Raw genomic sequence first — 13,507 nt, forward strand, 5'->3', positions numbered from 1 at the left:
GACATAGACATGGCCTCTCCGAAGCATTTCCTCGATCTTTCCGCCGTTTCCGCCGGCGAGTTGCGCGTCATCATGAATGATGCGCTGTCCCGCAAGAAGGCGACGAAGGCCGGCACCGCCGATCAGCCGCTGAAAGGCAAGATGCTGGCGATGATCTTCGAGAAGCCCTCGACGCGAACCCGCGTGTCCTTCGATGTCGGCATGCGCCAGCTGGGCGGCGAGACGCTGTTCCTGTCGGGCACCGAAATGCAGCTCGGCCGCGCCGAGACGATCGGCGACACCGCCAAGGTGCTCTCGCGTTTCGTCGATGCCATCATGATCCGCACGACGGCTCATTCGCGCCTGCTGGAGCTGGCCGAACACGCAACGGTCCCGGTTATCAATGCGCTGACGGATGACACGCATCCCTGCCAGATCATGGCCGACATCATGACCTTCGAGGAGCATCGCGGCCCGGTGAAGGGCAAGACGATCGCCTGGACCGGCGACGGCAACAACGTGCTGCATTCCTTCGTCGAGGGGGCAGCGCAGTTCGGCTACCGCATGAACATGGCCGTGCCCATGGGCTCCGAGCCGGACGACCGCTTCCTTAATTGGGCGCGCAACAAGGGTGCCGAGTTGATGCTGACCCATGACGCCGACCGCGCCGTTTCCGGTGCCGACTGCATCGTCACCGACACCTGGGTGTCGATGAACCAGGAGCACAAGGCCCGTGGCCACAATGTCTTCATGCCCTATCAGGTCAACAGCGAACTGATGGCGAAAGCGGACAGTGAAGCGTTGTTCATGCATTGCCTGCCGGCGCATCGCGGCGAGGAGGTCACGGATGAGGTCATCGACGGTCCGCAGTCCGTGGTATTCGATGAGGCGGAGAACCGTCTGCATGCGCAGAAATCCATTCTCGCCTGGTGCCTTGGCGTCATCTGATTCAGTTATTATGTAAGGGGAAATTCCGAGGGCTGGAAACGATGAAGATCGATTGTTCAGTCCGCCTCACCCCTGTATCAAGCTTGAGAGACGGCCGCCCGCAATATTGGGCCCGGCCGGGAGAAAACCGATGTCAGCCATGACCGCCAATCTCGGCGAATTCGATTTCGCCGGAGACGACAATGTCGTTCCGTTCCAGGTCGAGGGCCTCGATGTGCGCGGCCGCGCCGTGCAGCTCGGGCCGATGCTCGACACCATTCTTGCCCGTCACGATTATCCGCTGCCAGTCGCGCGCCTCCTGGCCGAAGCCGTGGCGCTGACCGTTCTGCTCGGCACCTCACTGAAATTTGAGGGCAAGTTCATCGTGCAGACGCAAGGTGACGGGCCGGTCGACCTTCTGGTTGCCGATTTCTCGACGCCCGACAGCCTGCGCGCCTATGCCCGCTATGATGAGGAGCGCCTGCAGGAAGCCATGGACGAAGGCCTGACGTCGCCGCCCGATCTGCTGGGCAGCGGCATTCTTGCCTTCACCATTGATCAGGGCACGCATATGGGCCGCTATCAGGGCATCGTGCAGATGGATGGTTCGAGCCTGGAAGACATCGCCATGGTCTATTTCCGCCAGTCGGAGCAGATCCCGACGGCGGTCCGCCTGAGCGTCGCCGAACTGCTCGACCGTGACGAGGCAGGCAAGCCGCGCCATCGCTGGCGGGCCGGCGGCCTCATCGCACAGTTCCTCCCCGAGGCGCCCGAGCGCATGCGCCAGGCCGACCTGCCCGGCGGCGACGGCGACGAAGGCCACGAGATCGAGGAGGACGATAACTGGACCGAGGCCCGCAGCCTTGTGGCCACGATCGACGCGGACGAACTCACCGACCCGCAGGTCGGCGCAGAACGTCTGCTTTATCGTCTCTTCCACGAGCGCGGCGTTCGCGTCTTTGATCCGCAAAAGGTTTATGACCGCTGCTCCTGCTCGCGCGACAAGATCGCCGGCGTGCTGCGCGGTCTTGAAGCCGAGGAGGTCGAACAAGGTTTCGAGGATGGCGTCATCACGGTCACCTGCGAGTTCTGTTCGCAGGTCTATCGCTACACGGCGGAAGAAGTGGAAACGGTACGCGCCGAGGCGTGACTTTCAAAGGCGGGACGCTGACGTCAGTTCAACGTCCGCGCCAGCCCCGGTGAATCCAGCGAGAAGGCAGGAATCGCGACGTCGAATTTTTCGCCGTCGTCCGTCTCCATTTGATAGCGGCCGAACATCATGCCGGAGGGCGTGTCCAGCGGGCAGCCGGAAGAATACTCGTAGGTGTCGCCCGGCGCCAGCCGCGGCTGTTCGCCGATCACGCCCGGTCCCGTCACCTCGTCTACCTGACCGTTCTGATCGGTAATATGCCAATAGCGATGCATGAGCCTGACCGGTGTCTTCGACCAGTTGGCGATGACAATCCGGTAGCCCCATACATAGCGGCTATCTTCCGGATCCGATTGTTCCGGAAGATAGAACGGCTCAACCGTCACTTCGATGTCCCGGGTTACCGCCCTATACATGCCACACCTGCAAAACCATGCACTTAGGTATTGTACACCAAAGCGCTTGCGTCAAGTTGCCCGTGATCTTCCGGGAGCATGTGAGACATTGCTGATAGGCCTGCGACACAATTTTCTTGACTCCGAATATCATGATATTATGGCTTTCGGGAAAGCGCGGGTTACCGGATCGGGTGGTCCCGTTTGGTGTGTTTACGGAGCATTATGAAAATGCGGAAGCTTCAGTTCATCGCCGCCCTGTCGGCTCTCGCCGTGATGGCCCTCGTGCCGGCCGCGTCCAGCGCCGATGAGATGAAGACCTACGAGATCACGGTCAAGGACAAGGTCTTTACGCCGAATGAGATCACGGTCAAGGCGGGCGAGCCCTTCCGCATCAAGATGACGAACGCCAATGCGATGCCGGTCGAACTCGAATCGTCCAAGCTCGGCTTCGAAAAGGTCGCCGCCGGATTTTCCGACATCCTGGTCAATGTCCGCGCTCAGACGCCGGGCACCTATACCTTCTTCGACGACTTCCACCCGAAGGAAACGACCGGCCGGGTCATTGTGAAGTGATTGTCATTGTGAAGTAACCCCAACCAGATCGGGAGGGCTGCGCATGCTCGGTGCGCTCATCATCGTTTTCCGCGAAGTTTTCGAAGCCGGCCTCGTCATCGGCATCGTGCTTGCCGCGACCCGTCTGGTCGCCGGCAGTCGCTGGTGGATTGCGGGCGGGGTTCTGGGCGGCATTGCAGGCAGCGCGCTTCTGGCGATGTTTGCGGAAGTCGTATCGCAATGGGCGAACGGTTTCGGGCAGGAGCTTTTCAATGCCGGTGTGCTCGCCATCGCTGTGTGCATGCTGATCTGGCATAATCTCTGGATGGCCCGCCACGGCCGCGAACTCGCGGCTGAACTGACCGCTGCCGGTCAGGCCGTCAGCGAAGGCAGCCGTCCGCTTGCGGCCCTTGCCGTCGTTGTCGGCGTCGCAGTGCTGCGCGAGGGCGCCGAAATCGCGCTCTTCATGTATGGCATCGTGCTCGCCGGCGGTGACAGCTGGTCGTCGCTGGCGCTCGGCTCCGTGCTGGGCTTGGTTCTTGGCGGCGGCGTCTCGGCGCTCACCTATCTCGGCCTCGTGAAAATCCCGACACGCTATCTCTTCTCCGTCACGTCCGGTCTCATCACACTGCTGGCCGCCAGCATGGCTTCCCAATGCGCCGCCTTCCTGCTGGCCTCCGGCAAGGTGAATGTCCTTTCCGCCACCGCTTGGGACACCTCCTGGCTGATCGATGAAGGCAGCATTCTCGGTCGCCTGCTGCACACACTTATCGGCTACGCCCAAAGCCCGAGCGAGCTTCAGGTTCTGGTCTACGTCGTCACACTCGTCGGCGTCGTCGCGCTGACCAAGGCGCTTTCGCCGAGCCACGCGCCGCGCGCTGCGGCGGCGGGGCGGTAAGCTGCTGTTAGGACGCCGTCATGGTCGGCCCTGTGCCGACCATCTGCTCCGCTGATGCGGACGCTTTTGTGCAGCTGATATTCGAGATTGCTGTAAACGATGCGCGTCTGCTGGACCGTCGGACTCTCAAGTTCGTCAGCAGATCCTCGCAACAAGGGCGAGGATGACGGCGGATGCTGGTGCTCCGCCGCCTCTCTTCTCAAGCCTTGATCTTCGCCAGCGCCTGTTCGAGATCCGCGATCAGATCATCGCCGTCCTCAATGCCGAGCGACAGGCGCACGGTGCCGTCGGTCAAGCCGAGTTCGGCGCGGGCGTCTTCCTTCAGGTTCTTGTGCGTTGTCGTGGCCGGATGGGTGATCAGGCTCTTGGCGTCGCCGAGATTGTTGGAAATGCAGATCACGTCCAGCGCGTCCTGAAGCGCGAAGGCCGCTTCCTTGCCGCCCTTGAGTTCAAAGGCAACGAGCGTCGAGCCGCCGGTCATCTGCTTGGCGATGATGTCGGCCTGCGGGTGATCGGCGCGGCCCGGATAGATGACCTTGGCGATCGCCTTCTGATCCGCGAGGAAATCGGCGACGCGGGCGGCATTTTCCGTCTGCTGCTTGACGCGCAACGGCAGGGTTTCGAGACCCTTCAGCAGCGTCCAGGCATTGAACGGCGACATGGCAGGGCCGGTGTGGCGGAAATAGTCGTGCAGGTTCTCGTCGATCCAGTCCTTAGACGACAGGATGATGCCGCCGAGGCAGCGGCCCTGGCCGTCGATATGCTTGGTGGCGGAATAGACGACGACATGCGCGCCGAGTTCCAGCGGCTTCTGGAAGAGCGGGGTCGCAAACACGTTGTCGACGACGAGCTTCGCGCCGATCTGGTTGGCGAGCTTGGCGACACCGGCAATATCGATAACTTCCAGCGTCGGGTTGGTCGGGCTTTCCAGGAACATGACCTTGGTGTTCGGCTGGATTGCCTTTTCCCAGTTGGCGAGATCGCGACCGTCGATCAGCGTGCAGCCGATGCCGTAGCGCGGCGCCAGTGTCTCGACGATGTAGCGGCAGGAGCCGAAAAGGGCGCGGGCCGCGACGATATGATCCCCGGCCTTCAGCTGGCAGAGAATGGCGGACGAGATCGCAGCCATGCCGGAGGCCGTGGCGCGGGCGTCTTCGGCGCCTTCCAGCATGCACATGCGCTTCTCGAACATGTCGTTCGTTGGCGAGCCGTAGCGGGCATAGATGAAGCCGTCGTCTTCGCCCTTGAAGCGGGCTTCGGCGGCCGCCGACGTCTCGTAGAGGAACCCTTGGGTGAGGAAGATGGCTTCCGACATCTCGCCGAATTGCGAGCGCAGCGATCCGCCGTGTACGAGTTTGGTTGCGGGTTTCCAATTCCTGGTCATAAGTATGCACCTTTGCATAACAAAAAAACCGGTCGCAAAAGCGGACCGGTTTCACACCCGGTCCTTTTAGCCACTTGTTTAACGTGGCTGCAAGCCGACCGGCCAAATCACCACGGGATAAAAAGCCCATACGCCTCAAGGGCGCTTGCGTCAATCTTTCGATTTTGGTTTTGTCCGCCAAAGGATTTCAAAAATGACCCGCACCACCGGAATTCTGGCCGACAAGGCGCTCAAGGCTCTTTTCAATGCCGGCAAGCTCAAGAGCGAGGCAGCGCTCGATCATGATCAGATCCAGCCCGCCAGCCTTGATCTGAGGCTCGGCGCGAAGGCGTTTCGCGTCCGCGCCAGCTTCCTGCCCGGCCCGCATCATCTCGTCGCCGACAAGCTCGACCGGCTGAAGCTGCATGTCGTGGACCTGACCGAAGGCGCGGTGCTCGAAACCGGCTGTGTCTATATCGTGCCGCTGATGGAGAGCCTGGCCCTCGATCCCGGCATGTCGGCCTCCGCCAACCCGAAAAGCTCGACCGGCCGCCTCGACATCTTCACCCGCGTGATTACCGATCGCGCCCAGGAGTTCGACAAGATCCCCGCCGGCTATAATGGCCCGCTCTATCTCGAAATCTCGCCGCGCACCTTCCCGATCGTCGTTCGCCGCGGTTCGCGCCTGTCGCAAATCCGCTTCCGCATCGGGAATGCGCTGCTCACCGAGCAGGAGGTCAAGAGCCTGCATGCGAGCGAAGGCCTCGTGGCCGCCACGGAACCGAATGTCTCAGGTGCCGGCATCGCGCTCTCCATCGATCTCGAAGGCACCGGCCCGGACGGCCTGATCGGCTATCGCGGCAAGCATCACACCGCTGTCGTCGATGTCGACCGCAAGGGTGCGCACGACCTGCATGATTTCTGGGAGCCGATCTATGGGCGCGGCCGTAACGAGCTGATCCTCGATCCGGATGAGTTCTACATTCTTGTCTCCCGCGAGGCCGTCCATGTCCCGCCGCTCTATGCGGCCGAAATGACGCCTTTCGATCCGCTGGTCGGCGAGTTCCGCGTCCACTATGCCGGTTTTTTCGATCCCGGTTTTGGCCATGCTGCCGCCGGTGGCAAGGGCTCGCGCGCGGTGCTCGAAGTGCGCAGCCACGAGGTGCCCTTCATCCTCGAACACGGCCAGATCGTCGGTCGCCTTGTCTATGAGCATATGCTTGAGCAACCTCAGGCGCTCTATGGCTCGGGCGTCGGTTCCAATTATCAGGCGCAGGGCCTGAAGCTTTCGAAGCATTTCAGGAGTTGACCGGACGCTTGGGCGCCTGCCCAAGCCGTGTCATGCGGCCTGCTCACTTGCTCTCCAAATGGGAACATTTCTAAGACGATTGTCTCCGCTTCGTTGACAATCGTCGGTCCCGTATTAGGGATTCGGAAACTTTTTCAACGGAGAGGGACTATGAAAGAGCTTCTTTTTTCATTTCAGGGACGCATCAATCGCAAGAAGATCTGGTTCGCATTTTTGATTCATCTGCTGGCCGCTGCGGCTGTCGGCATCGTCATGACGATCCTCTGGCAGATCATTCCCGGCTCGGTGGGCGAGGACGGAACCTTTCATGTCGAAGGCGCGGCATCCATCCCCTATCTCGTCGTCGGTTTTGGCTATCTGGTCTTTGCCGTTTGGTCGGGTCTGGCCGTTGCCGTCAAGCGCGTGCATGACCGCGACCGGTCCGGCTGGTTCATCCTGATTCAGCTGATCCCGCTGATCGGCCCGATCTGGTTTTTGATCGAAGCCTATTTCCTGAAGGGCACGACGGGCCCGAACCGTTTCGGCGAAGATCCGCTCGAGGCCTGAGCGAGACAGCCACCCCGAAAGCGGCGCCGGATCGAACGGGCGCCGCTTCTGTTTTGATCATCAGTTGCAGTCGGAGGAGACGATCTTGCAGTCGCTGCCATTGCAGCCCTGAAGCGCCTGGGCTTCGGCCTCCTTCTGGCTCGGCGCCTTGCCCCACCAGAGCGACTTGCCGTTTGACGAAAGAGCGCCGCACTGTTCGTAGGTCACGGCGAGCGTGCATTCCTTGCCGCCGGCTTCCTTGCAGAATTTCATGGCATATTCGGAGGCTTCCTTTTCCGTGTCGCCGCCGCCGACACCGTAATAGGGCGCCTTTGTCTTGTCTGCGGTATCGACGGCAAAAGCGCCCCACTTGTCGCCTGCCAGCGCGCTACCGGCGATGGACGTGGCGGCGAGAGCGGCGAGAAGTCCGATTTCGACGATCTGTTTCATGAGCTTATGCGTCCTCCAAACGGGCCCTTCGTGGGCGTTGAAAACGCATATGTCATAGACAATGTGTGAGTGCCTTCAACGCCGCCGGCGGAAACATTTCTGCGACGATGGACGGCGAGGAAAGCATGCAGCGAGCCCGTCCGGGCTCGCAGGAAATCCCGCTTCGCGACCTTATCGCCGCTTCCAGCCGGTGATCATGGCGCGAACGAGATTTTCGCGATGTTCAAGGCTCGCCAGGGCGACACCGGCGACATGCAGGACAATGAGGCCGAGCGTCGAATAGACTAGCGTCTTGTGCACATCCTCAACCCATTCGATGCCCCAGAACGTGTCCGTGGTCATCATATAGCCGGTGGTCACGATGCCGGAGATCATCAGGATCAGCAATAGAACCATGGCGCCGCCGGCGGGATTGTGACCCACATAGCGCTTTGCCTTCATCGACAGGCTGTCCTTCAGGAAAGTCAGGATCGTGCGCGGCGCATAGATGAAGCTGACGAACCGGGCATGATGGGTTCCAACAATACCCCAGAGGATGCGGATCGCCAGCAGAATGCCGATCGCATAGCCCGAGCGGATATGGGCATATTTCCATTCGTCACCCGTGAAGAAGGAAAAGGTGAAGAGCGCGACGAGCGACCAGTGGAAGATCCGCACTAGCGGATCCCACACCTTGATCCTTTCGCCGCGTTGGCCGGGAATGATCTCCCGGCCTTCAAGCGAGACCTCCGCCATCAGTTGTTGCCTTCCGCGCCGACCTGTGCGCCAGTTTCCGGGTTGAAGATCTGCTCGACCTTCTTGCCCTTGGCGTCGATGGCGTAAACTTCGTAGCAGCCGTTCTCGACCTTGATCTTGCGGACGTCGAGGCCGAGTTCCTTCGCCTTGGCCTTCATGGCGTCTTCGCTCATCCACTTGTCCTTCGGCACGTCGCACTTCGTGTTTTCGCTTTCGGCATGCGCAACGCCGGCGAGTGCGGAAAGTAGAGTGGCGGCGAGGATGAGTTTCTTCATGGTGTCTTGCTCCTGTGTTCCGGTCAGGACCCTGTGTCCGACCGTTGAGAGCAACACTACTGCCCACGACCTGAGCGATGGCTGACGGAAAATGTCAGCGAAATTTCAGCTTCCCCATGCTAGTTTCCAAACATGCGTCACCCTGTCCCCGTCCTTCTCTCCGTCATCCTTGCGCTCGCCCTTGGCGGCATGCAGGCGCTTGCCGATGGCGATCGTGACAGCGACGACGACGACACGCTGAATGCCATCCATCGCGCGGTCGAGGCCGGCGAGATCAAGCCGCTTTCCGACCTGAAGGCGATCGTCAGCCGCCGCTTTCCCGGCGATATCGTCCGCATTGAGCCGCATCTGAAGCACGGGTCGTTCACTTATGAGTTCAAGGTGCTCCAGTCTGACGGCCGCCTTGTCGAAATCGACATGGACGCCGCCACCGGCCGTGTTCTCAAGACCGAGAACGAATGATGCGCATTCTTCTCGTCGAAGACGATCCGCTGATTGCCCGTGACCTGATCGCCCATCTGGAACGCGCCGGCTATGTGGTTTCGCATGAGCGCGACGGCGAATCCGGCTGGTATGCCGGCGACAGCGAGGACTTCGCCGCCGCCATTCTCGATCTCGGCCTGCCGCTGATGGACGGCATGACGATCCTGAAGCGATGGCGCAAGGCGGGCAGGGCGCTGCCCGTGCTGATCCTGACGGCGCGCGGAAACTGGGAAGAGCGGGTCGAGGGCATCGATGCCGGCGCCGACGACTATCTCGCCAAGCCCTTCCAGGTGGCCGAAGTTCTGGCGCGACTGCGCGCGATCCTGCGCCGCTCTGCCGGTCAGGCCAATCCTGTCCTGAGTGTTGGCGAGGTTTCGCTCGATCCGCGCACGAGGCAGGTCACGCTTGCCGGCCTGCCGGTCGATCTGACGCCGCTCGAATACCGCTGCCTGCACCATCTCCTGCAAAACCGCGATCGCCACGTCACCCAGCTGGAACTGACCGAGCAGCTCTATGCGCAGGATTTCGAGCGCGAGAGCAATTCGGTCGAGGTGCTGATCGGAAGGCTGCGCCGCAAGCTTGGCCGCGACCTCATCGAAACACGGCGCGGCTACGGCTATCGCATCGCGCCCGCCGAGGCCAATGCGTCATGAGGCGGCGGATGAAATGGCTGACCTCCATCCGCGGCCGCTTCCTCGTGCTTTCCGCGCTGACAGTCGGCCTGGCGCTGGCGCTGACGGCGGCGCTGCTCGTCTCGCTGTTTTCCAGCAACATCCGCAAGCGCATCGATCTGGAGCTGACGAACCAGATCAATACGCTCGCCGGCGCATTGAACTTCGATGTCGCAGGCCGGCTGAACCGCCCGTCGGGCCCTCTCGATCCGCGCTTCGCCGTGCCTTATGGCGGCCTCTACTGGCAGATCGTCGATGACGCAAACGGCCAGACGCTGCGCTCCGTCTCGCTCTTCGATACGGCGCTCGATCTGCCGGCGGACACGCATACGGATGGCACGGTGCATCACTACCTCCTGCCAGGACCTGAAAATCTGACGCTGATCGTGCTCGAAAGGCAGGTCCGAGTCGCCGCGCCCGACGGCCAGCGGGCGATCCGCATCGCCGTCGCCATCAATGGCCGCGCCCTGGAGGAAGCTCGCAACGGGTTCGTCCGCGACATTGCGCCGGCCTTGGCCGCGCTCGGGCTCTTTCTCGTCGGGGCCTCGATCGCTCAGCTCGCCTTCGGCCTGCGCCCGCTGTCATCGCTCAACGAAGGCATAGACCGCATCCGCGAACGCCGCGATACACGGCTTACGGGCGATTATCCGGCCGAGTTCCAGTCGACCGTGACGGCGATGAACCAGCTTCTCGAAACGCAAGGCTCGATGATCGAGAAGGCCCGCCGCCGCGCCGCCGATCTGGCGCACGGTCTTCGAACCCCGCTGACGGTTCTGTCGAACGACGCGCTGACCCTGCGTGAGCGAGGCGAAACGGCGCTGGCCGATGAGCTCGATCATCTCGCCGCAACCATGCGTGCCCATGTCGAGCGCGAACTGGCGCTCGCCCGCATTGCCGCGAGCCCGGATCTTCGCGGTGGTGACAGCCACATCGCGAAACTCGTGGGCGATGTGATCCGCACGGTGAGCCGGACACCGGCGGGCGAGGGCATCGCATTCGCCGTCGAGGGCGCCGTGACGCTCACGGCTCCCGTCGATCCGGGCGATTTCCGCGAGATCGCCGGCAATCTGATCGAAAACGCTGCGAAATGGGCAAAGTCCCGCGTTGTGGTCGAATGGGGGAGGGACGAGGCGGCGATATGGTTGCGCGTCGCCGATGACGGTCCGGGTGTGCCGCCCGCAGAAATTGCCAATCTGACCCGGCGCGGCTGGCGGCTGGACAGCGCCAAGCCGGGCGCAAAACCCGGCGCAGGCCTCGGCCTCTCCATCGTGCGCGAAATCGCAACCGTCTACGGCATGGAATTCACATTGCAGAACGACGAAGCGCTGGGCGGGCTTTGTGCGCAGGTGACGGTTGCGGCCAAACGATAGAGTATTCGCATGCCTTTCTGACGCCCGGAGAGGAAGCAAGTCCTGCAGACAATCCCACAAACCGTGTCTTGACCGCAAAGCAATTTGAGGAAAGCGTGTAACGGTTTTTCCGTCAAAAATTATTTGAAAACAAATGGATAGATGGTTTCAGGTGATTCCGGTTGCGCCTGAAATATCCTAGCGGCGCAGCAGCGCCTCGCGCAGGATGGAGGCGATGTCCTTCTCGTTCCTCGAAAAGACAAATGTGTTGCGACCGCGCGACTTGGCTTCGTAAAGGGCGGCGTCGGCCCGGTTGATCGCCTCGGACAGGGTTTCGCCGGGCTCCATCACGGCAATGCCGAAGCTAGCCGTGGGCCTCAGTTGCTCTTGCCGGAACTCCGCATTCAGCAATCGGGCGCGCACCGCTTCGACATGAAGCTGGGCGAGCGAAGCGTTGCTGTTCAGGCTGAGCGCCGCGAACTCCTCGCCACCGAGCCGTCCGCACACGTCGCCGCCGGCAGCTTCCAGACAGGCGGCAAAGACGCTGATGACCTCGTCGCCCACCGCATGGCCATAGGTGTCGTTGATCCGTTTGAAATGATCAAGATCGCACAGGATGACGACGGGGGTTCCTGTTCCCGTCTTGCGTTTCAACGCGGCCTCGCTGTGTTCGAAAAAGGCGCGGCGGGTCCAGAGGCCCGAGAGATGGTCCCGCAGCAGCGTATGGCGGGTACGCGAATTGCTCTCCTCCATCACGACCATCATCAGGCTGACGCCGAGCAGAATGGACAGGATGGCAGAAATTGTCTGCGAATACTGGGCGTAGCTGCTGAACGCATAGGTTTGCACGCTGCTGCCGGTGCCAATCGCATGCGCAAGGCAGGCCTTGAAGAGAAACTGTGCCGACGTCAGGAACAGCACGGCGGCGAGAAACCGCTCGGGAATCGTCTTGCGCGACTTTTTTCCGGACAGGATCGCCGCGCCGCCCAGTGCCGTCATGATCGCAAAGGGCGTCTGATAGGAAAAGGCATGAAAAAGGGAGTCTCTTTTGGCACCTGTCACAACGAAAGGGAACGCCACTTCCAAGCTCAAGTAGAGCCCAAGTAACGGCCACAGCGAAGACGCCGTGAAGTTCCGCAACAACCCAGCCGTCACCATGGTCAATGCCGTGAGGAGGCAGGAAAACGACAGGAAGGAGATCAGCGCCGGCATTGCGGTGTGCGGGGCCAGCGTTTCAACGCTGGCGGCCGAGGAGGCGAAGAGGAAGCCGGAGGCGCACCAATATCCCATGGAGACGCGTTGCGACCGGGCAATGCCTACAAATGCAAGCGAAAATGCCAAGCCAATGGAAAAATTCACGGCAAGAAGATAGGTCGCGTTGGCCATGGCGGTCGGCCGAATCCGGATTGGAAAGTTGATGATGATCAGAAGTTTTCAAGGTTCGCCATATAGAGCCGGAGCGTGTGCGAAGGCAATGTGGTTTCTCCGCAATTGGTCATGAAATGAAACATAGTGACATCCCTGGGAAGAAACGGGTTCAAGATCACATCAAAATCTAAGATTATCTATTAGAAATCTTATTTAAGAATTATTTGAATTAAGTTCGGGTCGGTCCGAAGACCAGGCATCTGCCCCAGATCAGCCCAGTCGAGCCCGTGCAGGCCTTGTGTCCCGTTCGACGGTCATCGGTGCGCAAGTGTCCAAATCGTGCTTCGAACCCACATTTGCCTGTCCAGGCTTCGCTTGACAAAAGAGGCCGAGTGTTGGATTTGTGCGGGCGTGGCCGGATGGTCTCACAAGCGGGTGTAGCTCAATGGTAGAGCAGCAGCTTCCCAAGCTGAATACGAGGGTTCGATTCCCTTCACCCGCTCCAGCTTCTTCTGATTTCGCTGATTATTTTTCGCGCTTGGCCGTGGAATAGGCCTTGAAGGCTGCGAGCGTTTCGCGGCTCACGTGATGCTCGATGCCTTCGGCGTCGCAGCTGGCGATCTCGGGATCGATGCCGATATCGATGAGGAATGTCTCGACGATGGCGTGGCGCTCGCGGCCCTCCTCGGCAAGCTTCATTCCCGCTTCGCTCAGAAAAATGCCGCGATAGGGACGCTTTTCGATGAGGCCGGCGTCGGAAAGGCGGTTCAGCATACGCGCGACGGTGGGTTGTGCCACGCCCAGATAGGCGGCGATGTCGACCTGTCTGGCCTCGCCGGTGGCGCGCACCAGCTCATCGATCAGCTCGACATAATCTTCCAGAAGCTCCGAGCGCCGGGCATCGCGCGCCTGCTGAAAGGCCGCAGCGCGCGTTCCGGGCGTTGCCAGCGTGTCTTCCGTCTCTGTCGATTTGCGTTTTGCCATGCCCCGCCTAGCCGTACCCGCCTGCCATGATGTGCAGCGACTGCGGGCTTTCTGAACGCGTTGCGCGTCGGCGGCAAGCGGAAATTTTGTA

Annotated in this window: 16 protein-coding genes, 1 tRNA gene and 1 riboswitch; of the genes, 10 read left to right on the forward strand and 7 right to left on the reverse strand. The window is 61.1% G+C overall.

The window, feature by feature from the left end; translation table 11 throughout:
- Nucleotides 1-9 precede the first annotated feature (9 nt).
- Together argF and LQK83_RS18750 are read left to right on the forward strand one after the other, a co-directional pair.
- On the forward strand, nucleotides 10-927 hold the full coding sequence (gene argF / locus LQK83_RS18745) for an ornithine carbamoyltransferase (RefSeq protein ID WP_230838924.1): 918 nt from the start codon (nucleotides 10-12) through the stop codon (nucleotides 925-927).
- A 130-nt stretch (nucleotides 928-1,057) separates the two neighbouring features.
- Nucleotides 1,058-2,056 carry an Hsp33 family molecular chaperone gene (locus LQK83_RS18750; protein WP_230838925.1) on the forward strand — a complete coding sequence of 333 codons (999 nt, stop codon included), beginning with the start codon at nucleotides 1,058-1,060 and terminating at the stop codon, nucleotides 2,054-2,056.
- Nucleotides 2,057-2,079: 23 nt separating this feature from the next.
- On the opposite strand, the gene apaG is transcribed toward LQK83_RS18750, so the two are convergent.
- The gene (gene apaG / locus LQK83_RS18755; RefSeq protein WP_112630659.1) at nucleotides 2,080-2,472 is read right to left on the reverse strand and encodes a Co2+/Mg2+ efflux protein ApaG; all 393 of its coding nucleotides are present in this window, start codon (nucleotides 2,470-2,472) and stop codon (nucleotides 2,080-2,082) included.
- 210 nt (nucleotides 2,473-2,682) lie between these two features.
- On the opposite strand from apaG, the gene LQK83_RS18760 reads away from it, so the two are divergent.
- On the forward strand, nucleotides 2,683-3,027 hold the full coding sequence (locus LQK83_RS18760; protein ID WP_230838926.1) for a cupredoxin domain-containing protein: 345 nt from the start codon (nucleotides 2,683-2,685) through the stop codon (nucleotides 3,025-3,027).
- A 43-nt stretch (nucleotides 3,028-3,070) separates the two neighbouring features.
- Entirely contained in the window at nucleotides 3,071-3,904 is an 834-nt protein-coding gene (locus LQK83_RS18765) for an FTR1 family iron permease (protein WP_230838927.1), read from the forward strand.
- A gap of 199 nt (nucleotides 3,905-4,103) precedes the next feature.
- Here the strand turns inward: LQK83_RS18765 and LQK83_RS18770 are convergent, their stop codons facing one another.
- Nucleotides 4,104-5,288: an O-succinylhomoserine sulfhydrylase gene (locus LQK83_RS18770; protein ID WP_230838928.1), complete on the reverse strand. Its 1,185-nt coding sequence runs from the start codon at nucleotides 5,286-5,288 to the stop codon at nucleotides 4,104-4,106.
- A 45-nt stretch (nucleotides 5,289-5,333) separates the two neighbouring features.
- Nucleotides 5,334-5,412: riboswitch (SAM riboswitch) on the reverse strand.
- A 69-nt stretch (nucleotides 5,413-5,481) separates the two neighbouring features.
- Between LQK83_RS18770 and LQK83_RS18775 the strand changes: the two genes are divergently transcribed.
- Complete coding sequence (locus tag LQK83_RS18775; RefSeq protein WP_230838929.1) at nucleotides 5,482-6,576, forward strand: 2'-deoxycytidine 5'-triphosphate deaminase; 1,095 nt, start codon at nucleotides 5,482-5,484, stop codon at nucleotides 6,574-6,576.
- A 150-nt stretch (nucleotides 6,577-6,726) separates the two neighbouring features.
- The gene (locus LQK83_RS18780) at nucleotides 6,727-7,122 is read left to right on the forward strand and encodes a DUF805 domain-containing protein (RefSeq protein ID WP_230838930.1); all 396 of its coding nucleotides are present in this window, start codon (nucleotides 6,727-6,729) and stop codon (nucleotides 7,120-7,122) included.
- A 60-nt stretch (nucleotides 7,123-7,182) separates the two neighbouring features.
- Here LQK83_RS18780 and LQK83_RS18785 read toward each other — a convergent pair whose 3' ends face one another.
- The 3 genes from LQK83_RS18785 to LQK83_RS18795 all read right to left on the reverse strand — a co-directional run bounded on the left by LQK83_RS18785 (nucleotide 7,183) and on the right by LQK83_RS18795 (nucleotide 8,561).
- The gene (locus tag LQK83_RS18785; protein ID WP_230838931.1) at nucleotides 7,183-7,551 is read right to left on the reverse strand and encodes a DUF4189 domain-containing protein; all 369 of its coding nucleotides are present in this window, start codon (nucleotides 7,549-7,551) and stop codon (nucleotides 7,183-7,185) included.
- Between the two features lie 171 nt (nucleotides 7,552-7,722).
- Nucleotides 7,723-8,286 (reverse strand): cytochrome b/b6 domain-containing protein, encoded by a 564-nt coding sequence (locus LQK83_RS18790; RefSeq protein WP_230838932.1) that lies wholly within the window; start codon nucleotides 8,284-8,286, stop codon nucleotides 7,723-7,725.
- Nucleotides 8,286-8,561: a PepSY domain-containing protein gene (locus tag LQK83_RS18795; RefSeq protein WP_230838933.1), complete on the reverse strand. Its 276-nt coding sequence runs from the start codon at nucleotides 8,559-8,561 to the stop codon at nucleotides 8,286-8,288. The genes LQK83_RS18790 and LQK83_RS18795 overlap by 1 nt, the downstream gene beginning before the upstream one ends.
- A gap of 132 nt (nucleotides 8,562-8,693) precedes the next feature.
- On the opposite strand from LQK83_RS18795, the gene LQK83_RS18800 reads away from it, so the two are divergent.
- Genes LQK83_RS18800 through LQK83_RS18810 form a run of 3 tightly spaced genes read left to right on the forward strand, consistent with a single transcriptional unit; the run spans nucleotide 8,694 to nucleotide 11,085 of the window.
- Nucleotides 8,694-9,023 carry a PepSY domain-containing protein gene (locus LQK83_RS18800; RefSeq protein ID WP_230838934.1) on the forward strand — a complete coding sequence of 110 codons (330 nt, stop codon included), beginning with the start codon at nucleotides 8,694-8,696 and terminating at the stop codon, nucleotides 9,021-9,023.
- Nucleotides 9,023-9,697, forward strand: a complete 675-nt coding sequence (locus tag LQK83_RS18805; RefSeq protein ID WP_230838969.1) for a response regulator — start codon at nucleotides 9,023-9,025, stop codon at nucleotides 9,695-9,697. The genes LQK83_RS18800 and LQK83_RS18805 overlap by 1 nt, the downstream gene beginning before the upstream one ends.
- 8 nt (nucleotides 9,698-9,705) lie before the next feature.
- Nucleotides 9,706-11,085, forward strand: coding sequence for a sensor histidine kinase (locus LQK83_RS18810; RefSeq protein WP_230838935.1), 1,380 nt, complete (start codon nucleotides 9,706-9,708; stop codon nucleotides 11,083-11,085).
- A 177-nt stretch (nucleotides 11,086-11,262) separates the two neighbouring features.
- On the opposite strand, the gene LQK83_RS18815 is transcribed toward LQK83_RS18810, so the two are convergent.
- The gene (locus LQK83_RS18815) at nucleotides 11,263-12,450 is read right to left on the reverse strand and encodes a GGDEF domain-containing protein (protein WP_230838936.1); all 1,188 of its coding nucleotides are present in this window, start codon (nucleotides 12,448-12,450) and stop codon (nucleotides 11,263-11,265) included.
- Nucleotides 12,451-12,863: 413 nt separating this feature from the next.
- Between LQK83_RS18815 and LQK83_RS18820 the strand changes: the two genes are divergently transcribed.
- Nucleotides 12,864-12,937: transfer RNA gene (locus LQK83_RS18820), tRNA-Gly, on the forward strand.
- Between the two features lie 20 nt (nucleotides 12,938-12,957).
- Here LQK83_RS18820 and mntR read toward each other — a convergent pair.
- On the reverse strand, nucleotides 12,958-13,416 hold the full coding sequence (gene mntR, locus LQK83_RS18825; RefSeq protein WP_230838937.1) for a manganese-binding transcriptional regulator MntR: 459 nt from the start codon (nucleotides 13,414-13,416) through the stop codon (nucleotides 12,958-12,960).
- Nucleotides 13,417-13,507: the final 91 nt, after the last annotated feature.

The sequence above is a fragment of the Rhizobium sp. C1 genome (assembly GCF_021026335.1).
Lineage (GTDB): Bacteria > Pseudomonadota > Alphaproteobacteria > Rhizobiales > Rhizobiaceae > Ensifer_A.